This is a genomic window from Caulobacter sp. GW456-12-1-14-TSB4 (genome assembly GCF_059424195.1).
Genome location: NZ_JBWKZF010000017.1, coordinates 46,442 through 68,325, shown reverse-complemented (window position 1 = coordinate 68,325; position 21,884 = coordinate 46,442). Strand labels below are relative to the sequence as shown.

Annotated in this window: 20 protein-coding genes and 4 tRNA genes; 16 read left to right on the top strand and 8 right to left on the bottom strand. The window is 67.2% G+C overall.

Annotated features, from left to right (window positions below):
- Window positions 1-822 precede the first annotated feature (822 nt).
- From rplM to argC, 3 genes are all read left to right on the top strand, one after another.
- Entirely contained in the window at window positions 823-1,296 is a 474-nt protein-coding gene (gene rplM / locus AC07YH_RS16525) for a 50S ribosomal protein L13 (RefSeq protein WP_494748052.1), read from the top strand.
- A 3-nt stretch (window positions 1,297-1,299) separates the two neighbouring features.
- Window positions 1,300-1,773 (top strand): 30S ribosomal protein S9, encoded by a 474-nt coding sequence (gene rpsI, locus AC07YH_RS16520; protein ID WP_494748051.1) that lies wholly within the window; start codon window positions 1,300-1,302, stop codon window positions 1,771-1,773.
- A 115-nt stretch (window positions 1,774-1,888) separates the two neighbouring features.
- Window positions 1,889-2,842: an N-acetyl-gamma-glutamyl-phosphate reductase gene (gene argC / locus AC07YH_RS16515; protein ID WP_494748050.1), complete on the top strand. Its 954-nt coding sequence runs from the start codon at window positions 1,889-1,891 to the stop codon at window positions 2,840-2,842.
- Window positions 2,843-2,845: 3 nt separating this feature from the next.
- Here argC and AC07YH_RS16510 read toward each other — a convergent pair whose 3' ends face one another.
- Genes AC07YH_RS16510 through AC07YH_RS16500 form a run of 3 tightly spaced genes read right to left on the bottom strand, consistent with a single transcriptional unit; the run spans window position 2,846 to window position 6,426 of the window.
- Window positions 2,846-3,478, bottom strand: a complete 633-nt coding sequence (locus AC07YH_RS16510; protein ID WP_494748049.1) for a DUF1287 domain-containing protein — start codon at window positions 3,476-3,478, stop codon at window positions 2,846-2,848.
- Window positions 3,479-3,538: 60 nt separating this feature from the next.
- Window positions 3,539-4,444 carry an alpha/beta hydrolase gene (locus AC07YH_RS16505; RefSeq protein WP_494748048.1) on the bottom strand — a complete coding sequence of 302 codons (906 nt, stop codon included), beginning with the start codon at window positions 4,442-4,444 and terminating at the stop codon, window positions 3,539-3,541.
- Window positions 4,441-6,426 carry a class I poly(R)-hydroxyalkanoic acid synthase gene (locus AC07YH_RS16500; protein WP_494748047.1) on the bottom strand — a complete coding sequence of 662 codons (1,986 nt, stop codon included), beginning with the start codon at window positions 6,424-6,426 and terminating at the stop codon, window positions 4,441-4,443. The genes AC07YH_RS16505 and AC07YH_RS16500 overlap by 4 nt, the downstream gene beginning before the upstream one ends.
- A gap of 81 nt (window positions 6,427-6,507) precedes the next feature.
- Here AC07YH_RS16500 and AC07YH_RS16495 point away from each other — a divergent pair, with 81 nt between their 5' ends.
- The 13 genes from AC07YH_RS16495 (at window position 6,508) to AC07YH_RS16435 (ending at window position 15,739) form a co-directional block, all read left to right on the top strand.
- Entirely contained in the window at window positions 6,508-6,948 is a 441-nt protein-coding gene (locus AC07YH_RS16495; protein WP_494748046.1) for a hypothetical protein, read from the top strand.
- Between the two features lie 109 nt (window positions 6,949-7,057).
- Window positions 7,058-8,281: an LL-diaminopimelate aminotransferase gene (locus AC07YH_RS16490; protein WP_494748045.1), complete on the top strand. Its 1,224-nt coding sequence runs from the start codon at window positions 7,058-7,060 to the stop codon at window positions 8,279-8,281.
- A 27-nt stretch (window positions 8,282-8,308) separates the two neighbouring features.
- Complete coding sequence (locus AC07YH_RS16485) at window positions 8,309-9,598, top strand: homoserine dehydrogenase (RefSeq protein WP_494748044.1); 1,290 nt, start codon at window positions 8,309-8,311, stop codon at window positions 9,596-9,598.
- Window positions 9,599-9,674: 76 nt separating this feature from the next.
- On the top strand, window positions 9,675-10,628 hold the full coding sequence (gene glpX, locus AC07YH_RS16480) for a class II fructose-bisphosphatase (RefSeq protein ID WP_494617664.1): 954 nt from the start codon (window positions 9,675-9,677) through the stop codon (window positions 10,626-10,628).
- Window positions 10,629-10,691: 63 nt separating this feature from the next.
- A complete protein-coding gene (locus AC07YH_RS16475; RefSeq protein WP_494748043.1) occupies window positions 10,692-11,669 on the top strand; it encodes a class 1 fructose-bisphosphatase in 978 nt (325 codons plus the stop codon).
- A 67-nt stretch (window positions 11,670-11,736) separates the two neighbouring features.
- The gene (recJ, locus tag AC07YH_RS16470) at window positions 11,737-13,554 is read left to right on the top strand and encodes a single-stranded-DNA-specific exonuclease RecJ (RefSeq protein ID WP_494748104.1); all 1,818 of its coding nucleotides are present in this window, start codon (window positions 11,737-11,739) and stop codon (window positions 13,552-13,554) included.
- Window positions 13,555-13,655: 101 nt separating this feature from the next.
- Window positions 13,656-13,730, top strand: a tRNA-Glu gene (locus tag AC07YH_RS16465).
- A 46-nt stretch (window positions 13,731-13,776) separates the two neighbouring features.
- Window positions 13,777-13,851, top strand: a tRNA-Glu gene (locus AC07YH_RS16460).
- A 172-nt stretch (window positions 13,852-14,023) separates the two neighbouring features.
- Entirely contained in the window at window positions 14,024-14,614 is a 591-nt protein-coding gene (gene cspD, locus AC07YH_RS16455) for a stationary phase survival cold shock domain protein CspD (RefSeq protein ID WP_494748042.1), read from the top strand.
- A gap of 106 nt (window positions 14,615-14,720) precedes the next feature.
- The gene (locus AC07YH_RS16450; protein ID WP_494748103.1) at window positions 14,721-15,161 is read left to right on the top strand and encodes a DUF192 domain-containing protein; all 441 of its coding nucleotides are present in this window, start codon (window positions 14,721-14,723) and stop codon (window positions 15,159-15,161) included.
- Window positions 15,162-15,226: 65 nt separating this feature from the next.
- Window positions 15,227-15,303: transfer RNA gene (locus AC07YH_RS16445), tRNA-Pro, on the top strand.
- A gap of 26 nt (window positions 15,304-15,329) precedes the next feature.
- On the top strand, window positions 15,330-15,635 hold the full coding sequence (locus AC07YH_RS16440; protein WP_494748041.1) for an ETC complex I subunit: 306 nt from the start codon (window positions 15,330-15,332) through the stop codon (window positions 15,633-15,635).
- Window positions 15,636-15,662: 27 nt separating this feature from the next.
- Window positions 15,663-15,739 (top strand) — tRNA-Arg (locus tag AC07YH_RS16435).
- A 310-nt stretch (window positions 15,740-16,049) separates the two neighbouring features.
- Here AC07YH_RS16435 and rpe read toward each other — a convergent pair.
- Genes rpe through tkt form a run of 5 tightly spaced genes read right to left on the bottom strand, consistent with a single transcriptional unit; the run spans window position 16,050 to window position 21,788 of the window.
- Window positions 16,050-16,733, bottom strand: coding sequence for a ribulose-phosphate 3-epimerase (gene rpe, locus AC07YH_RS16430; protein WP_494748040.1), 684 nt, complete (start codon window positions 16,731-16,733; stop codon window positions 16,050-16,052).
- Window positions 16,730-17,539, bottom strand: coding sequence for a Cof-type HAD-IIB family hydrolase (locus AC07YH_RS16425; RefSeq protein WP_494748039.1), 810 nt, complete (start codon window positions 17,537-17,539; stop codon window positions 16,730-16,732). Before AC07YH_RS16425 ends, rpe begins: the two co-directional genes overlap by 4 nt.
- Window positions 17,536-18,513, bottom strand: coding sequence for a phosphogluconate dehydrogenase (NAD(+)-dependent, decarboxylating) (gnd, locus tag AC07YH_RS16420; RefSeq protein WP_494748038.1), 978 nt, complete (start codon window positions 18,511-18,513; stop codon window positions 17,536-17,538). The genes AC07YH_RS16425 and gnd overlap by 4 nt, the downstream gene beginning before the upstream one ends.
- Window positions 18,514-18,558: 45 nt before the next feature.
- On the bottom strand, window positions 18,559-19,701 hold the full coding sequence (gene tal / locus AC07YH_RS16415; RefSeq protein WP_494748037.1) for a transaldolase: 1,143 nt from the start codon (window positions 19,699-19,701) through the stop codon (window positions 18,559-18,561).
- Window positions 19,698-21,788 (bottom strand): transketolase, encoded by a 2,091-nt coding sequence (gene tkt / locus AC07YH_RS16410; RefSeq protein ID WP_494748036.1) that lies wholly within the window; start codon window positions 21,786-21,788, stop codon window positions 19,698-19,700. Before tkt ends, tal begins: the two co-directional genes overlap by 4 nt.
- Window positions 21,789-21,884 lie beyond the last annotated feature (96 nt).

The following is a 21,884-nucleotide window of genomic DNA, read 5'->3' as shown; positions in this document are numbered from 1 at the left end:
CATGACCAGCCCCCTCCGTCACGCCGCGCTTCGCGGCGCGCCACCTCCCCCAAGAGGGGGAGGAGAGATGAAAGCCTTCCCGTAAAGGGGATTGAGCGTGCTCTATCCTCGGCGTTCGCAAAGTCGAACGCAGCGAAATCAACCGCTTGTCGATTTTACGCCTTGCCGAATGATCCGCGTTCAGAACCCCTGCACAATCATAGCCATCTCCGTCGCGGGGGAGGGCGTTTGGATCCGGCCCAAGACGGCGGCGGGGCTAGGTTGAGCGGGGCCGCTGGCGGTTCCCGGAGGCTCGAAGGCCGTCGCATCCGTACTCTTTAGGCGGGGCGGCAGGCGGACGGGCAGTCTCCGGGGATCAAAGCCATCAGCGGAGCGACAGGGCGGTGATCGTACAAGCCGCCTATCGTGGATCGTCGGGGTCGAGACGGATGTAGCCGATCGACTTGGTCCGCGCCCGTCCGGGGGCTAGTGGGGACCCGAGCTGAAATACGCTCACGCCTCCCATCCTCACGGGCAAGAACAGCCTGGCGGAGCGGTCAGCGAGCCGAAACACAACAAACCTTACGGTCTCCGGGTTCGCCCGGCCGCTTCGTCGCCTCCCCAACACCTTCAGCGGCTGGCCGCGAAGGCGACGACGCATGATCCCGAACAAAATGCGGTATTATGATACCGTAATATCTATCCCATTGTATTGTATGGGTTTTGTAAGTTTCTCCGCTCACCGTTGTTGACAGCCCGCGAACCCTCCCGTACATGCCGCGCCTCACACGGACGAAGCCGGGTTTCTCGGGGTCGGACGCCTAGAAATTACGGATCAATCCCATGCAGAAGATCACGGCTTCCTTGAAGCCTGCCGAGGTCGAGAAGAAGTGGATCGTGGTCGACGCCCAGGACGCCGTTGTCGGTCGTCTGGCGACGTTCATCGCCATGCGTCTTCGCGGCAAGCACCGTCCTGACTACACCCCGCACGTCGATTGCGGCGACTTCGTCGTCGTCATCAACGCCGACAAGGTGAAGTTCACGGGCAAGAAGCTCGACGACAAGGTCTACTACCGTCACACCGGTCACCCGGGCGGCGTCAAGGAAACCACCCCGCGCAAGGTGCTGGGCGGCAAGTTCCCGGAACGCGTCCTGGAAAAGGCCGTCGAGCGCATGCTGCCCAAGGAGAGCCCGCTGGCTCGCAAGCAGCTGACCCACCTGCTCATCTACAACAACGGTGAGCATCCGCACCAAGCGCAAAGCCCGGAAGTCATCGACTTCGCTTCGCGCAACACCAAGAACACCCGGAGCCTCTAAGTCATGACCGACGCACAAGGCTTTGAAGCGCTGGCCTCGCTGTCCAGCAACCCGGAATCGGCCGCTCCGGCCGAGCCCAAGATCGACGCCCAGGGCCGCTCGTACGCGACCGGCAAGCGCAAGAACGCGATCGCTCGCGTCTGGATCAAGCCGGGCAAGGGCTCGATCACCATCAACGGCCGCGACCAGGAAGTTTACTTCGCTCGTCCGGTGCTGCGCATGATGATCGCCCAGCCGCTGGAAGTGACCGATCGTCTGGGCCAATTCGACGTCATCGTGACCGTCGAAGGTTCGGGTCTGTCGGGTCAAGCCGGCGCCATCCGTCACGGCCTGTCCAAGGCCCTGACCTATTACGAACCCGGCCTGCGCCCGGTCCTGAAGCCGCACGGCTTCCTGACCCGCGACAGCCGCGTCGTCGAGCGTAAGAAGTACGGCAAGGCCAAGGCCCGCCGCAGCTTCCAGTTCTCGAAGCGCTAATCGCGACGATTACGTCTTACGGGAAGGGGCGCTTCGGTCAGGCCGAAGCGCCCCTTTTCATTTCTGTCTCTGTTTTCTGCTTTCTCTGGCGGTCTAAGCCAGGATCGGAGTCCTCATGACCAGCGCCCCCAAGGTCTTCATCGACGGCGAAGCCGGCACCACCGGCCTGCAGATCCGCGAGCGCCTGATTGGCCGAACCGACCTGCAGCTGGTCTCGATCGACCCCGACAAGCGCAAGGACGCCGACGCCCGCGCCGAGATGCTTAACGGCGCCGACGCGGTGATCCTGTGCCTGCCCGACGACGCGGCCAAGGAAGCCGTGGCGTTGGTCACCAACCCGAACACCGTGATCATCGACGCCTCGACCGCCTATCGCACCGCCGAGGGCTGGGCCTATGGCTTCGCCGAGCTGGACAAGGACCAGCGCGGCAAGATCGCCAAGTCCAAGCGCATCTCTAATCCGGGCTGCTATCCGACCGGCGCCATCGCCCTGACGCGGCCGCTGGTCTCGGCTGGCATCCTGCCGCCGGAGCTACCGGTCTCGTACAACGCCGTCTCGGGCTACAGCGGCGGCGGCAAGGCGATGATCGCCGAGTTCGAGGACGAGAGCGCCGCAAACTTCACCAAGGTCCCGTACCGGATCTACGGCCTGTCGATGGGCCACAAGCACGTGCCGGAAATGCAGATGCACGGCGGCCTCTTGAGCCGTCCGATCTTCATGCCGGCCGTGGGGCGCTACCTGCAGGGCATGATCGTCGAGATGCCGCTGCACTTCTCGACCCTGAACGGCGCGCCGTCGCTGGGCGATATCCACGCCGCCCTGGCCAAGCACTACAAGGGCGAGAAGTTCGTCGAGGTCGCCTCGCTCGAGGAAGCCAAGGGCCTGACGACCCTGGATCCGGAAGGCCTGAACGGCACCAACCGCCTGAAGCTCTTCGTGTTCGGCTCGGACACCAGCGGCCAGGCGCGCCTAGTGGCGCTGCTGGACAACCTGGGCAAGGGCGCTTCGGGCGCGGCTGTCCAGAACATGAATATCGCCCTGGGCCTCAAGGAAGACGCGGGCCTGTAGCGCCTAGACCCGCCAGCGGTAATGGCCGGCGGGCTTGTGCAGCTTGAACATCCAGAGCGGCTCCTCGCGGACGCCCTCGCCGATATTGTGCGCCACCCGAACGTGCTGGGGGCCATCGACCACGACGCCCAGGTGCGGGCGGCCGCCGGCCAGCCGCCAGGTCAGGACGTCGCCGGGCTGCGGCGCCTCGAACCCGTCGCCGCCGAACGGCCGGCGGTCGGGCAGGGGCAGGCTGGCCTTCTGGCGGGCCAGGAAGGTCTCAAGGTTCAGCACCCGCCGGTGGTCGATATTGGAATCGGGCTTGGTCAGGCCCCATTCGCGGCGTGACGGATAGGCGGTGAACGCCTTGAGCATGTCCTCGTGCACCTGCTTCTGCAGGTCGATGTCCCAGGCGTCGCGGGCGGCCCGGATCAGGACGTCGGAGCAGACGCCGCTGGTGCGCAGCACGTCGCCGTTCGGATAGCCGATGTTGCGATAGCTGGGATCGTACTCGACCGTGATCCCGACCTGCTGGCGGGCGGCGACGGCCAGCTTGCGGCCCGAGTCGGGGATCAGCGCATGGCTGGCCTCGCCGGTCGCCGCGAAGGGCGCGGCGACGGCCATTCCCAGAACGGTGCGGCGGTCCAGCGTGAGCATGGCGCGGAAGCTCTGCCACGATCACGGCGGCTTTTGGGCGAACGCGGGTCTCGATGCCGCCTAGCGCAGGATGGACTTCAGAAAAACCTGGACCGTGTCGGTATAGGCGCCGGCCTCGCCGAGCTTGGCGTTGATCTCGCCATGGCTCAGGTCCTGCGGCGCGACCTCGGCGCGGCCGCCCAGGCTCTTGGCCTTGTCGGCGAAGCCTTGGGCCTGGGCGCAGGAATCGGCGCGGCGCGAGGAGCAGATCATCAGCAGAGGGGCAGGGGCGGCCTTCATCTGCTGCAAGGGCGACAGAGCGCGCCAAGTCGCCGGATCGCCGCCGAAAGCATCGTCATAGAGCTTCATGTGGCGTGCGCCCATGATCGTCGGCACGTCCATGGCGGCGCTATCGAGAGCCACCGCGCCACGCCAGGGCTTGGCGCCGTGTTTGGCCGCCAGGGCCGGATCGGCGCTGAGCAGGGCGATCAGGTGCGCGCCGGCCGAGTGGCCCATCAGCACGACCTTGGCCGGATCGCCGCCCCAGCTGGCCGCCCGCGCCTGGACGGCGGCGATGGCGCGCGCCACGTCGTCGGCCTGGGTCGCGACATCGGCCTGCGGCAGCATGCGATAGTTGATCGAGACCAAGACGATGCCCTGGCCGCACAGCCAGCTGATCTTGTTGTCGATCACCTTGCCCATGGCCTTGTCGCCGATCCGCCAGCCGCCGCCATGGACCATGACGACGATCGGAGCGCCCTTGGCGTCGCGGGGGCGATAGACGTCGAAGGTCTGGGCCGGGTCGCTGCCGTAGCTGAGGTTGCGATCGGACACGACGCCGGTCGGCAAGGTCGCGGTGGCGGCGCGGGCCTCGGCCCGTTCGGCCGCACGGGCGGCGATGCGGTCACGCAGGCGCTGGGCGTCCGCCGGCTGCGTCGCGGCCAGGGCCGCCAGCACGGTCAGCGCGGCGAGGCCCGCCCGGTTCACGACTTGACCAGCACGAAGCTGCCTGGCGCATTCTCCAGCGGCTTCAGCGGGCCCTTGGCCGGGTCGCGGGCGGGGACCTGGTCGCCCGAGCGGGCCTTCAGCCAAGCGGCCCAGTGCGGCCACCACGAGCCCGGATGCTCCTGCGCCCCGGCGATCCAGTCACCGACGTCGCCGGGCAGGCTGTCATTGGTCCAGTGCTGGTACTTCCTGGCGTCCGGATGGTTGATCACCCCGGCGATGTGGCCCGAGCCCGCCATGGTGAAGGTCACCGGGCCGCCGAACGCCTTGGCCCCGCGATAGACGCTGCGGAACGGGGCGATGTGGTCGTCCTTGGACGACTGGACATAGATCGGGGTCTTGACCTTCGACAGGTCCAGATGCTCGCCGCCCAGGCTCAGCTGGCCCGTGGTCAGGGCGTTATCCTTGTAGAAGTTGCGCAGATAGAACAGGTGCAGCGACTTGGGCATCCGCGTCTGGTCGGCGTTCCAGAACAGCAGGTCGAACGGCCGCGGCTCCTTGCCCATCAGGTAATTGCTGACGAAGAACGACCAGATCAGGTCGTTGCCGCGCAGGGCGTTGAAAGTGTCGGCCATCGACTGGCTGGGCAGGAAGCCGCCGGCCTGGTCCATCTGCTGCTCGATCGACTGCAGCCATTCCTCGTTGGTGAACAGCAGGAGGTCGCCGGCCTCGGCGAAGTCCTGCTGGGCGGCGAAGAAGGTCGTGGAGTTGATCCGCGTGTCGCCGCGCGCGGCCATATGGGCCAGGGCGACCGACAGCAGGGTGCCGCCGATGCAGTAGCCGACGGTATTGACCTTATCGACGCCGCACTGGGTCATGACCTGCTGGGTGGCGTCGTAGATGCCCTCGAGCATGTAGTCCTCGAAGGTCTTGGCCGCGAGCGTCTGGTCCGGATTGACCCACGAGGCGACGAACACCGTGAAGCCCTGACCCGTCAGCCAGCGGATCAGCGAATTCTCGGGCCGCAGGTCCATGATGTAGAACTTGTTGATCCACGGCGGGAAGATCAGCAGCGGGATTTCGCAGACCGTTTCGGTGGTCGCATCGAACTGCAGCAGCTGCAGGATGTCGTTCTGGTAGACGACCTTGCCCGGGGCGGTGGCGACGTTCTCGCCGACCTTGAACTTGGCGAGATCCGTCTGGCTGATCGCCAGCTGGCCGCCGCCGCGTTCCAGGTCGGCGGCGAAGTTCTCCATGCCGCGCACCAGGCTTTGCCCTTGCGTCTGCACCACCTCGCGCAGGGCGGCGGGGTTGGAGATCAGGAAGTTCGATGGCGAGAAGGCGTCGGTCAGCATCTTGGTGAAGAACTCGACCCGGCGCTTGGCGGCCGGATCGACGCCCTCGACCTCGGCGATCAGGCCGTTCAGCCAGTTCGACGACAGCAGGTAGGACTGCTTCATCAAGTCGAACATCGGGTTCGACGCCCAGTCGGGATCGTTGAAGCGCTTGTCGCCGGCGGCGGGCGCGACCACGGGCGCGACTTCCTCGCCGGCGGCGCGGCGGGCGGTCGATTGCCACAACTCCATGTACTGGCTGAAGAGATCGGCCTGGGCCCGCATCAGCCGGTCGGGCTGGGCGGCCAGGCGCGTCATCACCGCGTTCAGGGCCGGAGCGACGTGGAACGGATCCGGGGTAAGGGCGGCCGGACGGTCGGCCTGACGCAACGCGGCCTCGGCGATCGCGCCCTGGGCCGTGACGGCGGCGCGGGCGAGATTGGCCGACAGGGTCTCGACCATCTTCAGCTGATCGGCCGACAGCACCTTTTCGAAAGGCGGGAAGGGCGGGGGCTTGGGGCCGCCTTGGGGACCGCCTTGAGCGCCGCTGGCCGATTCGGTCTTCGGCGGCGGCTCGGGATCCGCCTTCGGTTTTGCGGTCTTCGGCGCGGCCTTGGCCTTGGGTTCGGCGGTCTGGTCCTTGGGGGAAGCTTTCTTCCGGGCCTTGGGAGCCGCCTTTGCCGTGGCCATGAGTTCCTCCGCCTATGTGTTCGCGAAAAGCAGCGTCGAACGCCTTTCGCTCGCCGCGATCATCGCATAAGACCAGAACCAATGAACGGCGAAACCCGCAAAATCGTACGTGTTGCTCTGATCGTCGGCCTGACGGCTGGCGTGGCTGCGTGCACGACGCCGTTCTCGACCACCAAGGTCGATGCCAGCTCGCCGATCGCCGCCCGCGTCGACGCGGCGGCCAAGGCCAAGGGCGTGCGCCGCAAGTTTTCTGACATCCCGGCGATGCCGACGGACGTGCCGACCGCCGATCAGGTCCGCGCCGCCGTCGTCCAGCAGCAGCGCGCCGGCGACGCCCTGACCGCGGCCACCGCGCCCGCGACCTGGGAGCTCAAGGACAGCGAAAGCTACGCCGCCAAGGCCCGCAAGGACGTCAAGCCGCCGGCCTTCGAAGCGCCGACCGACGCCGATCGCGCCAACACCGAAGCCTTCGCCCGCGCAGCACGCGGCCGAGCTAGCGCGCCTCCGTCCCAGCCCCAATAGGGCGACGGAGGCATAATCTTCCTTGAACTGGCTTGGCTTGGCCCCGCTCGGGGTCTATCCATGCCCGACTTTCCGCTCCCAGAGCGCCGAAGCGGCGCACAGAGCCCTCATGAGCACCGATTTCCACCGTATCCGCCGCCTGCCGCCGTACGTCTTCGAAGAGGTCAACAAGATCAAGGCGCGCCTCCGCGCCGAGGGGACCGACATCATCGACTTCGGCATGGGCAATCCGGACATGCCCACGCCCCAGCACATCGTCGACAAGCTGATCGAGACGGCGCGCGACCCCAAGGCGGGCCGCTATTCCGCCTCCAAGGGCGTGCCCGGCCTGCGCAAGGCCATGGCCAACTATTACGGCCGCCGTTTCGGCGTGAAGCTGAACCCCGACACCGAGGTGATCGCCACGCTGGGGTCCAAGGAAGGCTTCGCCAACCTGGCCCAGGCCCTGACCGGCCCCGGCGACGTCATCATCTGCCCGAACCCGGCCTATCCGATCCACGCTTTCGGCTTCATCATGGCCGGCGGCATCATCCGCCACGTGCCGGCCCTGTCGCCGGAGGAGTACCTCTCCAACATCAGCCGCGCGGTGAAGCACTCGGTGCCGCCGCCCAGCGTGCTGATCCTGTCCTACCCGTCGAACCCGACCGCCCAGTGGGTGGACCTGGACTTCTACAAGGACGCGGTCGCTCTCGCGAAGAAGCACGACCTGCTGGTCATCAGCGACGTGGCCTATGGCGAAATCTATTTCGACAACAACCCGCCGCCGTCGATCCTGCAGGTCGACGGCGCCAAGGACATCGCCGTCGAGGTCAACTCGCTGTCGAAGACCTACGCCATGGCCGGCTGGCGCGTGGGCATGGTGGTCGGCAACGCCCGCATCTGCGCGGCCCTGGCCCGCGTGAAGTCCTATCTCGACTACGGCGCCTACACCCCGGTGCAGGTGGCCGCCGCCACGGCGCTGAACGGCCCGCAGGACTGCGTCGACGAGATCCGCGGCATCTACAAGAACCGCCGCGACACCCTGATCAAGTCGATGAAGGGCGCGGGCTGGGACATCCCCAATCCGCCGGCCTCGATGTTCGCCTGGGCCAAGATCCCCGAGGCCTATCGCGAAGCCGGCTCGATGCTGTTCTCGCGCCTGTTGATCGAGGAGGCCGGCGTCGCCGTCGCCCCCGGCATCGGCTTTGGCGAGTACGGCGAGGGCTATGTGCGGATCGGTCTGGTCGAGAACGAACACCGCATCCGCCAGGCCGCGCGCAACGTGAAGAAATTCATCGCCAACGCCGACTCCATCCTGGCCAAGGCCCACAACAAGATGGAACAGGCCTCGTAAGGCCCCGTTCTTTCCAAGGATTCTAAGATGACGAAGAAGACCTGGCGCATCGGCGTCGCGGGCCTGGGCACCGTCGGCGGCGGTCTGTTGCAGTTCCTGGCCGAGCGCCCGGACTTCGCGCCGGCCGGCGATCGCGCCGTGATCACCGCTGTCTCGGCCCGCAACAAGTCGCGCGCCCGCACGGTCGATATCTCGAATCTGGCCTGGTTCGATGATCCGGTGGCGCTGGCCGGCTCGCCGGACATCGACCTGTTCGTCGAGCTGGTCGGCGGTTCGGACGGCCCGGCCAAGGTCGCCGTCGAGACCGCCCTGAAAGCCGGCAAGCCGGTGGTCACGGCCAACAAGGCCCTGATCGCCGTGCACGGCGCCGAACTGGCGGCCCTGGCTGAAGCCCAAGGCGTGCCGCTGCTGTTCGAGGCCGCCGTCATGGGTGGCACCCCGGCGGTGAAGATGCTGCGCGAGGCCATGGTCGGCGACGACGTGGTCTCGGTGGCCGGCATCCTGAACGGCACCTGCAACTTCATCCTCACCGAGATGGAGAAGACCGGCCGCTCGTTCGCCGACGTGCTGCGCGAGGCTCAAGGCCTGGGCTATGCCGAGGCCGATCCGACCACCGACGTCGGCGGCTTCGACGCCGGCCACAAGATCAGCATCCTGGCCGCCCTGGCCTTCGGCTGCGCCCCGAACTTCGAGGCCGCCGAGATCGAGGGCATCAGCGACGTCGAGCTGCTCGACATCAAGCTGGCCAAGGACCTGGGCTACCGCATCAAGCTGGTCGCCAGCGCCGCCAAGACCGACGACGGCGTGGCCGTGAAGGTGCATCCGTCGCTGGCCCCGCTGGAGCACCCGCTGGCCCAGGCGGGCGGGGCGCTCAATGCGCTGTTCATCGAGGGCAAGCGCATCGGCCGGATCTTCATCCAGGGACCGGGCGCGGGCGCGGGTCCGACCGCCGCCGCCGTGGCCGCCGACATCGCCGACGTGATGACCAAGGCCGTGCGGCCTGTATTCCAGGCTCCGGCCGGCGAACTGGCCCCGTTCATCGCCATCGATCCGGCCCGCGCGGTGGGCAAGGCCTATCTGCGGGTGATGGTCCAGGACCAGCCGGGCGTCATCGCCGCCATCTCCGAAACCCTGGCCGAATGCGGCGTCTCGATCGACAGCTTCCTGCAAAAGCCTGTCGAAGGCGCAGGTGGCGTGCCGATCGTGCTCGTTACCCATGCGACGCCGGAATCGAATCTGCTGGACGCGATTAGCCGCATCGAAAAATTGCAGACCGTGCTAGAGCGTCCCCGCCTTCTGCGCGTCGCGCGTATCTAAACGACCGAGAAAACTCGGCGTCGAAGGCGACATTGGGAACTAGGCCGCCTGGCTCAAGGGCGGTCGGGAGAGACGGATGAGTTCGAACACCCTGGACCGCTCGCTGGTCCTGGACGCCGTTCGCGTAACCGAAGCCGCCGCCATCGCGTCGTGGACGATGCTGGGCCGCGGCGACGAGATGGCCGCCGACCAGGCCGCCGTCGACGCGATGCGCAACGCCCTGAATGAGCTGGATATCGAGGGCGAGATCGTCATCGGCGAAGGCGAGCGCGACGAAGCGCCGATGCTGTACATCGGCGAGAAGGTCGGCACGGGGAAGGGCCCCAAGATCGACATCGCCCTGGATCCGCTCGAGGGCACGACCCTGGCGGCCAAGTCCCAGCCCAACGCCCTGACGGTGATGGCCTGGGCGCCCAAGGGCACGCTGCTGAACGCGCCCGACACCTATATGGACAAGATCGCCTGCGGTCCGGGCTTGCCCGCCGGGGTGATCGATCTGGACAAGTCGCCGGCCGAGAACATCCAGGCCATCGCCGACGCCAAGGGCGTGGCGGCGACCGAGATCACGGTCTGCGTGCTGGATCGTCCGCGTCACGCCGACATCATCGCCAAGGTCCGCGCCGCCGGCGCCCGCATCCATCTGATCACGGACGGCGACGTGGCCGGGGTGATCAACACCACCGATCCCTCGACCGGCATCGACCTCTACCTGGGCTCTGGCGGCGCGCCGGAAGGCGTCCTGGCCTGCGCGGCGCTGAAGTGCGTCGGCGGACAGTTCCAGGGACGACTGCTGTTCCGCAACAACGACGAACGGGCCCGCGCCTCGAAGTGGGGCATCACCGAGCTCGACAAGAAGTACGACCTGCACGAGATCGTCCGGGACGAGGCGATCTTCGCCGCCACCGGCGTGACGCGCGGCGGGCTGCTGGACGGCGTCATCTTCCGTGATGGCTGCGTGCACACCCACACCCTGGTGATGAACTCCTCGACGGGCACCGTCCGAGAAGTTCGCATGAAGCGTAAGGTCTGAGACCTTACTGTCACGGCCGTCCTGTAGGGGCGGCCGTTCTACTATTCGGTTCGAGGATACCAGATGACCGCCTTCGTCGACCTGGCCGCCCGGCTCGCGGCCGAGCCGGCTGACGCCGCCCTCAAGGACGTCGTCCAGACGATCGCCGCCACGTGCGCGCAGATCAGCCGCGTCGTCGCCAGCGGCGCCCTGTCGGGCAGCCTGGGCGCGGCCGGCAGCACCAACGTCCAGGACGAGGAGCAGAAGAAGCTCGACGTCATCACCAACGACATGCTGAGCGACGCCCTGAAGGGCTGCGCCGCCGTCGCGGGCCTGGCCTCGGAGGAGCTGGAAGAAGTCGAGCCCACCGGCCGCGTCGGCGGCTATCTGGTGACCTTCGACCCGCTGGACGGCTCCAGCAATATCGACGTCAACGTCTCGGTCGGGACGATCTTCTCGGTGCTGTCCGCACCGGCCGATCATGCGCCGACCGAAGCCGACTTCATGCAGACGGGCCGCAGCCAAGTCGCGGCCGGCTACGCGGTCTATGGCCCGCAGACCATGCTGGTCCTGACCCTGTCGGGCGGCGTCGACGGCTTCACGCTCAGCGCCGACGGCCAATGGCTGCTGACCCACCCGAACATCTCGATCAAGGCCGACACGGCCGAGTTCGCGATCAACATGTCCAACCAGCGCCATTGGGCGCCGTCGGTGCGCCGCTATATCGACGGCTGCCTGGCGGGCAAGGACGGTCCTCGCGGCAAGAACTTCAACATGCGCTGGGTCGCCTCGATGGTGGCCGACGTCCACCGCATCATGATGCGCGGCGGCGTCTTCATGTACCCGTGGGACGCCCGCGAGCCGGACAAGCCCGGCAAGCTGCGCCTGATGTACGAGGCCAACCCGATGAGCCTGCTGGTCGAGCGGGCCGGGGGCAAGTCGACCGAAGGGCTGACCGACATCCTCGACATCCAGCCGACCAAGCTGCACCAGCGCGTGCCGGTGGTGCTGGGTTCGGCCAACGAGGTCGAGGTGATCCGGAGCGAGGCCAAGGCCGGCTAACCCACGTCCGGGACTGTCGTTTCGGCGCCGCATGGTCCGAATCCACGTGACCAGCTACTCTCCAGCGATGCCTGCCGATGGTGTCACCGAAATTCCCGCCAACGCCTTCCTGGGCGTCGAACGCTCGCTGAGCGGCCGCGCCTGGCGCGAACGGCCGGCCGACATGGCCGTGGTGCGTGACATCCAGCAGCGCCACGGCCTGACCGAGCCCCTGGCGCGGGCCCTGGCCTCGCGCGGCGTCAGCCTGGAGCAGGCCGAGCACTATCTGCGCCCGACCCTGAAGGCGCTGTTCCCCGATCCGTCCAGCTTCACCGACATGGACCGGGCCGCCGAGATCCTGATCGACGCCCTGGTCAGCGGCCGGCCGACCATGGTCTTCGCCGACTACGACGTCGACGGGGCCACCAGCGCCGCCCAGCTGGTCCGCTGGTTCCGCTATATGGGCGTCGAGCTGCCCATCTACATTCCCGACCGCCTGACCGAGGGCTATGGCCCCAGCCCCGCGGCCTTCAAGACCATCCGCGACGGCGGGGCCGAGCTGGTCGTGACCCTGGACTGCGGGGCGGCCGCCTATGACGCCATCGCCAGCGCCGGCGAGATCGGCCTGGAGGTCGTGGTCATCGACCACCACCTGATGCGCGAAGACCCGCCGGCCGCCGCCGCCGTGGTCAATCCCAACCGTCCGGGCTGCCAGAGCGGGCAGGGGGTCCTGGCCGCCGCCGGCGTCACCTTCGTACTGCTGGCCGCCCTGAACCGTGAGGCCCGCCAGCGCGGCCTGTTCACCGAGGAGCGGCCGCAGCCGGACCTGCGCCAGTGGCTGGATCTCGTGGCCCTGGGCGAGGTCTGCGACGTCACCCAGTTGGTCGGCTTCAACCGCGCCCTGACGGCGCTGGGCCTGAAGACCATGGGCGCCTGGGCCAATCCGGGCCTGAAGGCGCTGTTCGAGGTCGGCAAGGGCTCGGGCGAGCCGTCGGTGTTCCACGCCGGCTTCATCCTGGGTCCGCGCATCAACGCCGGCGGTCGCATCGGCCGCTCCGACCTCGGCGCCATGCTGCTGTCGACCGACGATCCGCTGGAGGCCGCCGCCCTGGCCGAGGAGCTGGACGGCCTCAACACCGAGCGCAAGGCCGTCGAAGCCGCCGTGGTCGAGGAAGCCGCCGCCATGCTGGAGCGCGGCAACTTCAATACCGACGCGCCGGTGATCGTGGTGTCCGGCGAGGATTGGCACCCCGGCGTCATCGGCATCGTCGCCGGCCGCCTGCGCGAACGCTATCGCAAGCCGGTGGTGGTGATCGGCGTCGATCGCGCCGCCAATGTCGGTAAGGGCTCGGGCCGCTCGCAGCCCGGCGTCAATCTGGGCCGCGCCATCCAGGCCGCTTTCGAGGCGGGCCTGCTGATGGCCGGCGGCGGCCACGCCATGGCCGCGGGCCTCTCCATCCGTCCCGAGATGATTCCCGAGTTCCGCGCCTTCCTGGAGGAGCAGCTGGCCGGGGAGATGGAGGCGGTGGGAATCGAATCGGTCGAGATCGACGCCCTGGTGCAGCCGCGCGCGGCGAATCGGGCGCTGCTCGACGACTTCCAGCGCCTGGCCCCGTTCGGTCCAGGCAATCCCGAGCCGATGTTCGCGCTCACCCAGGTGCGGCCCGACCGTGTCTCGGCCCTGAAGGGCGGTCACGTGCGGATGGACCTGGTCGGCCCCACGGGCGACCGCATCAAGGCGATCAGCTGGCGCAGCGCCGAAACGCCGCTGGGCCAGCGCCTGCTGGCCGGCGGCGGCGCGCTGGACGTCGTGGGCAAGCTGAAGCCGGACGACTACATGGGCCGCAACGGCGTCCAGCTGGAGATCGAGGACGCTCACGACCCCAGGGCCCGTTACGCCGACTAGGCCCTTTCTGGCGGGCGATGTAGGCGGACAGAAAAAATGACTTTCGCCCGCTTGCGCACCCCAAAGGTCGCGGCTATACACCCGCTTCCTCGCGGGGCCGTGGTCCCTTCGTCTATCGGTTAGGACGCCAGATTTTCAATCTGGAGAGAGGGGTTCGACTCCCCTAGGGACTGCCACCCGCGAGGACTATATACCGGCTGCTTTCCGCTTCGGCGGCGATGTGGTCCCTTCGTCTATCGGTTAGGACGCCAGATTTTCAATCTGGAGAGAGGGGTTCGACTCCCCTAGGGACTGCCACCTTCGGCTGTATTTCAGGATTGTTACTGTGTTGTTTCTGCGACGAAATGTCGCGGATCGCCCCCACCTGGGGTTTTGACGTGATTTCGTCATTGACGGCTCTCCTTACGCGAGAACACTGTTCTCGTAGTGCTTGCTCCGATGGGCTGATTGGGCAAGCCAGAGGGGTGGGATGTCTGGTTTCGATTTTGAGGACGCTGCGGCGCACGAAGAGTTCGTGCGCATCAGCGGAAAGGTGAAGTGGTTCGACGCCGGCAAGGGTTACGGGTTCATCGTACCGGATGATCCGGGCCAGACCGGGCTCAAGGACGTGCTTCTGCATGTGACATCGCTGCGTAACTGCGGCCGCGAAACCGCCATGGAGGGGGCGGTGATCGTGTGCGACGTGGTGCGAAGGCCGAAAGGCTGGCAGGTCAGCGAGGTCGTCAATCTCGACGAGAGCTGCGCTTCGGCGCCGATCGAGCGACAGAGGCGAACTTTCGCCGAGGGGCCGCCGCGTCGGGACCTGCTGCGGGAAGGCCATGGGCGCCACGCCCTGGAGCCCGAAGGGCCGGCCGAGCACGCCAAGGTCAAGTGGTTCAACCGCACCAAGGGCTATGGCTTCGTGATCCGCGACGCCGAGCCGGGCGACATCTTCGTGCATATCGAGACGCTCCGCCGGGGCGGGCTCGAGGACCTGCAGCCGGGCGACGACGTGCTGGTGCGGTTCGCGCGAGGGCCCAAGGGCCTGGTGGTCGCGGAAATCACCGCGGGCGACGCCTGACTTCCGCTGTTCTCAGGGGGAAGCTAGTCTCGACCGAGATGGGCTTTCACCGAGGTGTTGCGTGGCGGAACGGATGATCGGAAGGCGGACGCTGCTCGCCGCGTTGATGCTTGGCGTCGGCGCGGGGAGCGGAGTCTTGGCCGCGCCTGGAGCCGCTCCGGCGGGCAAGCTGGAGACGGTGGAAATCGTCACCATGCGCGGCCGCCCGCGCTTCCAGGTCGAGATCGCCGCCACCCGCGCCCAGCAGGAACGCGGGCTGATGTTCCGCAAGAGCCTGGCGCCCGATCGCGGGATGCTCTTCACCTACGCCAAGCCCCAGCGGGTGGCGTATTGGATGAAGAACACCCTGATCCCGCTGGACATCATCTACATCGCGCCGGACGGCCGGGTGCTGTCGATCGCCCGCAACGCCCGCCCGCACGACGAGACGCCGCTGGCGTCCGGCGGCCTTGTCCTGGGTGTCCTGGAGCTGGCTGGCGGCCGCGCGGCGCAGCTGGGCATCCTGCCTGGCGACCGGGTGCTGCATCGAATCTTCCCGAAGGGATGAATTGAGGCGTTCGGATCGTTGATCCGCGCTTCGAACCCCTGTAGAGCACGCGCCTGCCGATGTTTCGGAGCGTAGCGCAGTCTGGTAGCGCGCCTGGTTTGGGACCAGGATGTCGCAGGTTCAAATCCTGCCGCTCCGACCATCGGCAAGGTACTTTGGGAGAGGTCCATGCTGGCCCGCATCTATCGCCCCGCCAAGAACGCCATGCAGTCCGGCAAGGCCAAGACCAAGGACTGGGTGCTGGAGTTCGAACCGGCCTCGGCCCGCAAGCCCGACCCGCTGATGGGCTGGACCACGTCCAGCGACATGAACGGCCAGATTCGTCTCACCTTCGAGACGCGCGACGAGGCCGTCGCCTACGCCCAGCGCCACGAGATCTCCTTCCAGCTCTTCGAACCGAAGGCGCCCAAGAAGATCATCAAGGCCTACGCCGACAACTTCGCCGCCAACCGCAAGCAGCCCTGGACCCACTAGGGCCTTGCGGACCAGGCCGGCCAGCGCGCGCCCTTAGCTCAGCTGGATAGAGCACTCGCCTTCTAAGCGAGCGGTCGCTGGTTCGAATCCAGCAGGGCGCGCCAACTCCGTTTGTACGTCACAGCACGATCTGGCGCGCCAGAACCACCGATATGCGCCTGAAAACAGGGAAGATCGTACGATTGGCGGCGCTTCTCGGGTGCTGAGGGCGGCGATTGGGACGTTCTCGCAAAACCTCGCGCACCTGCGTTGTTGTGCCGATCGGAACGGTCTTTCGAGGTGCACCTGACGGACGAGCATCATGATTGCCGTCGCACCCCGACGTCTCGGATCATCAAATCTGACATCCCGCAATCTCAAGGAGGCTGTTGCTCCCAGCCCCTGATGCGCGACCGGAGCCGGCGAGACCTGGGTTCAGGCGAGTCCTGCCGGATGCGCCGCAGCGCGGAGATCGCAAATAGCCTTGGCGTAGTCGTCGGACTGAAAGATCGATGTGCCCGCGACCAGTACGTCGGCGCCGGCCTCGATCGCCAAGCGAGCGGTGTGGGCATCTTGGCCGCCGTCGACTTCGATATGGGCGTTGAGATCGCGCGTCTCGAACAACCGCCTCAGGTCGGCGATCTTCGGTAGCATCTCGGGCAAGAAGGCTTGGCCGCCAAATCCGGGATTGACCGTCATGACCAAGACGATGTCGACGAGGTGAAGCACATGCTCGATCCAGGCGATCGGCGTGGCGGGATCGATCACGACGCCGGGACGACATCCCAGTTCTCGGACTTGGCTCAGCACCCGGTGCAGGTGGATCGTCGAGCCGGGTTCGGCCTGGACGAGCAGGTGATCGGCGCCCGCGTCGCGATAGCGTTCCACCGAGCGCTCGGGCTCTACGATCATCAGGTGCACGTTCAGCGGCTTGGTCGTGCATTTGCGGATGGCCTTGACCACCGAAGGTCCAAACGAGATTTCGGGCACGAAACGCCCATCCATGATGTCGATGTGGATCCAGTCCGCGCCGGCTTCATCTACGGCGCGCACCTCTTCGCCCAGCTTCGTGAAATCGGCCGCCAGCACCGAGGGCGCGATCTTGACTGGGCGGCTCATGTCGAAGCCGCCCCAAGGATATAATGGTCGATCGCGTGGGCGACGCCGTCTTCATCGTTGGACGCCGTCACCAGCCGCGCCGCCGCTCGGACCGCCTCGGGGGCCTGGCCCATGGCGATCGAGAGGCCGGCCCGGGCGAACATCGGCAGATCGTTGGCCATGTCGCCGAGCGCCGCCGTCTCCGCCAGGGCGACGTTGGCGGCCTGGGCGATCGCGACGACCCCGTCGCCCTTGTTGGCGGCCGGCGCGGTGATGTCGAGATAGTAGGGCTGCGAGCGCGCGATGGCGGCGGCTGCGCCGATCGCCGCGACCACCTCCGTCTCCAGGCGCGCCAAGGCCGCGTGGTCGTCGCTGATCCCGACGATCTTGTCGACCTGGTCGATCCCCGAGAACTCGCTGACCAGGGTCGCGTCGGTGTCGGCGGCGAGGCGCTCGTGGTCCGTGTGCGGATTGGTGGTGTTGCGGCTGTACCAGAGGCCGTGCGCGAACAGCCAGATGTCGAGCCCGGCCGCCTCCAGCAGGGCCAGGGCGGTCGCCGCCGCCTCGGGCGTCAGGCGCTGGGCGGAGATCACCACACCGTCGGCGTCGATGATCGTACCGCCGTTGAACGCGCCCAGCGGGCCAGGCAGGCCCAGGGCCTTGGCCAGCCTCAGCATGCCGCTGGGCGGCCTGGCGCTGATCAGGCTGGCCTGCACGCCGGCCGCCCGCAGGCGAGTGAAGGCGTCGATCGTGGCTTGCGACAGGGTCTTGTCGCCGCGAACCAGGGTGCCGTCGACGTCGGACACCACGAGCTTGATCGTCGTCACTTCGGAAGCTCGACGTGGCCGCCAAACCCGAAGCGCATGGCCGACAGCAGCTTCTCGCCGAAGGTGTTGTCGCTGCGCGAGCGGTAGCGGGCATAGAGCGCGGCCGACAGCACGTTGGCTGGCACGGCTTCCTCCATCGCCGCCTCGATCGTCCAGTGGCCTTCACCGCTGTCGGCAACCTTGCCGTTGAAGTGGTCCAGCGCGCCGTCCTGGGCCAGGGCCGAGGCGGAAAGGTCCAGCAGCCACGAGCTGATCACGCTGCCGCGCCGCCAGACCTCGGCGATGTCGGTCAGGTTCAGGTCGAAGCGCTCGTCTTCGGGAAGGCGGTCCGAGCTCTTGTTCTTCAGGATATCGAAGCCCTCGGCATAGGCCTGCATCAGGCCGTATTCGATGCCGTTGTGGACCATCTTGACGAAGTGACCGGCGCCGGCGGGACCCGCGTGGATATAGCCGCGCTCGGCCCGGTCGTCGGCGTCCTCACGACCCTTGGTGCGGGGGATCGAGCCCAGGCCCGGGGCCAGAGTGGCGAAGATCGGGTCGAGCGTCTTCACGACGGCCTCGTCGCCGCCGATCATCATGCAATAGCCGCGCTCCAGCCCCCAGACGCCGCCCGAGGTGCCGACGTCGACATAGTGCAGGCCCTTGTCCTTCAGGGCCTTCGCGCGGCGGATGTCGTCCTTGTAGAAGCTGTTGCCGCCGTCGATGATGATGTCGCCGGGCTTGGCGAAACCGGCGATCTCGTCGATCGTCTCGTCGGTGATCTCCCCTGCCGGCAGCATCACCCAATAGACCGCCGTCTCGCCTAGCTTGGCCTGCATGTCGGCGAGGTCTGTCGAGGCGATCGCGCCTTCCTTGGCCAATTCCTGCACGGGTTCGGGCGAGCGGTTGTGCACCACCACCTCGTGGCCGCCGCGGATCAGGCGGCGCACGATGTTGGCCCCCATACGGCCAAGGCCGATCACACCGATCTTCATGATAGGAGTCCTTCAAGCTGTTGTCGGGCGGTGAGGCGACGCCGACTAGTGCGGAGCGTCTTGAACGGAAGCGCGGCGCTTTTCCTCGACCGCCGCCAGCAGGGTGTCGGCCGCTTGCGAGAATTGCTTCACGCCGTCCTCGACCAAGGCCGTGGTGACGCCGGGCAAGTCCAATCCCAAGGCCTGTGCCTTGTCGAGAACCGCCTTGGCGTCGTCGATATCGGCGGTGAGGGTCTGGGCGACCTCGCCGTGGTCGCGGAAGGCGTCCAGGGTCTTGGGCGGCACGGTGTTGACCGTGTCGGGGCCGATCAGTGTCTCGATATAGAGGACGTCGCGGTAGTCAGGATTCTTTACCCCGGTCGATGCCCACAGCAGCCGCTGAGGGCGAGCACCCTTGGCGGCCAGGGCTTTCCAGCGGTTGCCGGTGATCATGTCCTGGTACCAAGCATAGGCCAGTTTGGCGTTGGCGATGGCCACCTTGCCAAGCAGAGACTTGGCCTCGGACGCCTTGGGATCGTCGGCCTCGACCAAGGCCTGGATCTTCTTGTCGATCTGGGTGTCGATACGGCTGACGAAGAAGCTGGCGACGCCGGCGATGCGGTCGATCGCCTGGCCCTTGGCCGCGCGGGCCTCCAGACCGGCCAGGTGCGCCTCGGCGACGGCCTTGTAGGAGTCCAGTGAGAACAACAGGGTGACGTTGATGTTCAGCCCATCCTCGATCAGCGCGCGGATGGCCGGAACGCCGGCGTCCGTGCCGGGGACCTTGATCATCAGGTTGCGGCGGTCGACGGCCTTCCACAGCCGCCGGGCCTCCTCGATCGTGCCGTCCGTGTCGTTTGCCAGGTAGGGAGAGACCTCCAGGCTGACATAGCCGTCCCGGCCCTCCAGCCGTTCGTAGGTCGCGGCCAGCCTGTCGGCGGCGGACTGAATGTCGGCGATCGCCAGGCTCTCGTAGACCGCCGTGGCGTCGGCTTCGGGATGGGTCTTCACGAAGTCGTCGATCGTCGCATCGTAGGCTTGGCCCTGTCCGATGGCCTTCTCGAAGATTGACGGGTTGGAGGTGACGCCGGTCACCCCGTCCTCGGCGATCAGAGTGTCTAGGCCACCTTCTTCGAGGAAGCCGCGATCGACGAAATCCAGCCAGACGCCTTGGCCAGCCTCGGCGAGGGTCTTCAGGCGGCTCTTCATGCGTCCTCTCCCAGCTTGGCGATCAGCGCCTTGGCCCGCGCGACCACGTTGTCCGGCGTGAAGCCGTACTTGTCCTGCAGCTTGGCCAGCGGGGCCGAGGCGCCGAAGGTGCTCATGGTGATGGTCTCGCCGTCCTGGCCGACATAGCGGTCCCATCCGATCGGCCCGGCCTGCTCGATGGCGAGCCGCGCGCGGATGGCGCGGGGGAAGACGCTTTCCCGATAGGTGGCGTCCTGCGTCTCGAACACCGACCAGGACGGCATCGACACGACGCGCGAACGCACGCCGTCGATGGCCAGGGTCTCATGGGCGGCCAAGGCCAGGAACACCTCGCTGCCGGTGGCCATCAGGATGACCTGGGGCGCGCCGTCTTCCGGCTCGGCCAGCACGTAGGCGCCCTTGGCCACCCCGTCGGCCGAGGCGTAGCGGGCGCGGTCGATCGTGGGCAGGGCCTGGCGGGTCAGGATCAGGCAGCTGGGCTCATGGGTCTGGGTCATGGCCATCCGCCAGGCCTGCGCCGTCTCGTTGGCGTCGGCGGGGCGGATGACGTTCAGGCCGGGGATGGCGCGCAGGGCGGCCAGATGCTCGATCGGCTGGTGGGTGGGCCCGTCCTCGCCGACCCCGATGGAGTCGTGGGTGAACACGAAGACGGTCGGAATCTCCATGATCGCCGCCAGCCGGATCGGCGGGCGCATGTAGTCGCTGAACACCAGGAAGGTGGCGGTGAACGGGCGCAGGTACGACAGGGCCATGCCGTTGGCGATCGCGCCCATGGCGTGCTCCCGCACTCCGAAATGCATGTTGCGGCCGCCATAATTGTCCGCCTGCAGCTGCCCGGCGCCGTCGAAGGTCAGGTTGGTCTTGGTCGAGGGCGAGAGGTCGGCGGCCCCGCCGACCAGGCCGGGGACGGCCTTGGCGATGGCGTTCAGCGCCTTGCCGCCCGCGTCGCGCGAGGCGACGCCCTTGGCGTCGGGCGCGAAGGTCGGGATGTCCTTGTCCCAGCCGTCCGGCAATTGGCCGGCGCGCAGGCGGTCGAGGGCCTGAGCCTCGTCCGGATAGCGTTCGCGGTAGCGGGCGAAAGTGTCGTTCCAGGCCTCGCGCAGCGGTTGGCCTCGCTCGGCGAGCCTGGCGCGAGCGTGATCGGCGACGCCGTCGGGGATCAGGAACTGGGCCTCATCGGGCCAACCGTAGAACCGCTTGGCGGCCTTGGCCTCATCGGCGCCCAAGGGCTCGCCGTGGGCCTTCTCGGTATTCGCTTTGGTCGGGGCGCCGTAGCCGATGACGCTGTCGACGACGATCAGGGTCGGGGCGTCGTCGGTGGCCTTGAAGGTCTCGATCGCCCGGGCGAGGGCTTCGACGTCGTTGGCGTCGGCGACGTGCAGCGTCCGCCAACCGTAGGCCCGGAACCGCGCCGCCACGTCCTCGGTGAAGGCGAGACTGGTGTGGCCCTCGATGCTGATGGTGTTGCTGTCGTAGATCCAGCAGAGGTTCGAAAGCTTGTAGTGGCCGGCCAGGGACGCGGCCTCGCCCGACACGCCCTCCATCATGTCGCCGTCGCCGCACAGGACGTAGACATCGTGGTCGAACAGCATGGCGTCGTCGCGATTGAAGCGGGCGGCCAGCCAGCGCTCGGCCAGGGCCATGCCCACCGAATTACCGCAGCCTTGGCCCAGAGGACCGGTGGTGGTCTCCACGCCCGTCGTCATCCGGTATTCGGGATGTCCTGGGGTCTTGGAATCCAACTGCCTGAACTGGCGAATGTCCTCCAGGCTGACGGCCGGCCGACCGGTCGTCTTGCCATCGGCGTCGATCTCCTTGACGCCTGTCAGGTGCAGCAGGCCGTAGAGCAGCATCGAGGCGTGGCCCGCCGAGAGCACGAAGCGGTCGCGGTTAGGCCAGTCGGGGCGGTCGGGATCATAGCGCAGGAACCGGCTCCACAAAGTGTAGCCGACGGGGGCCATGGCCATTGGTGTGCCGGGATGGCCTGAATTGGCCTTCTCGACGGCGTCGATGGCCAAGGTCCTCAGGGTGTCTATGGCGAGCGCATCAAGGTCGCGATCTCCGGACGCCAGCGTTCGATCCGCCATCTGCATCTCCCGCGAAAGCTTCGCCGCCTGGCTCCGACCGAGGCGATCGGACTGCCGACAAAACCCGATCCGAACAGCGGCGGTTCCGCCATATTA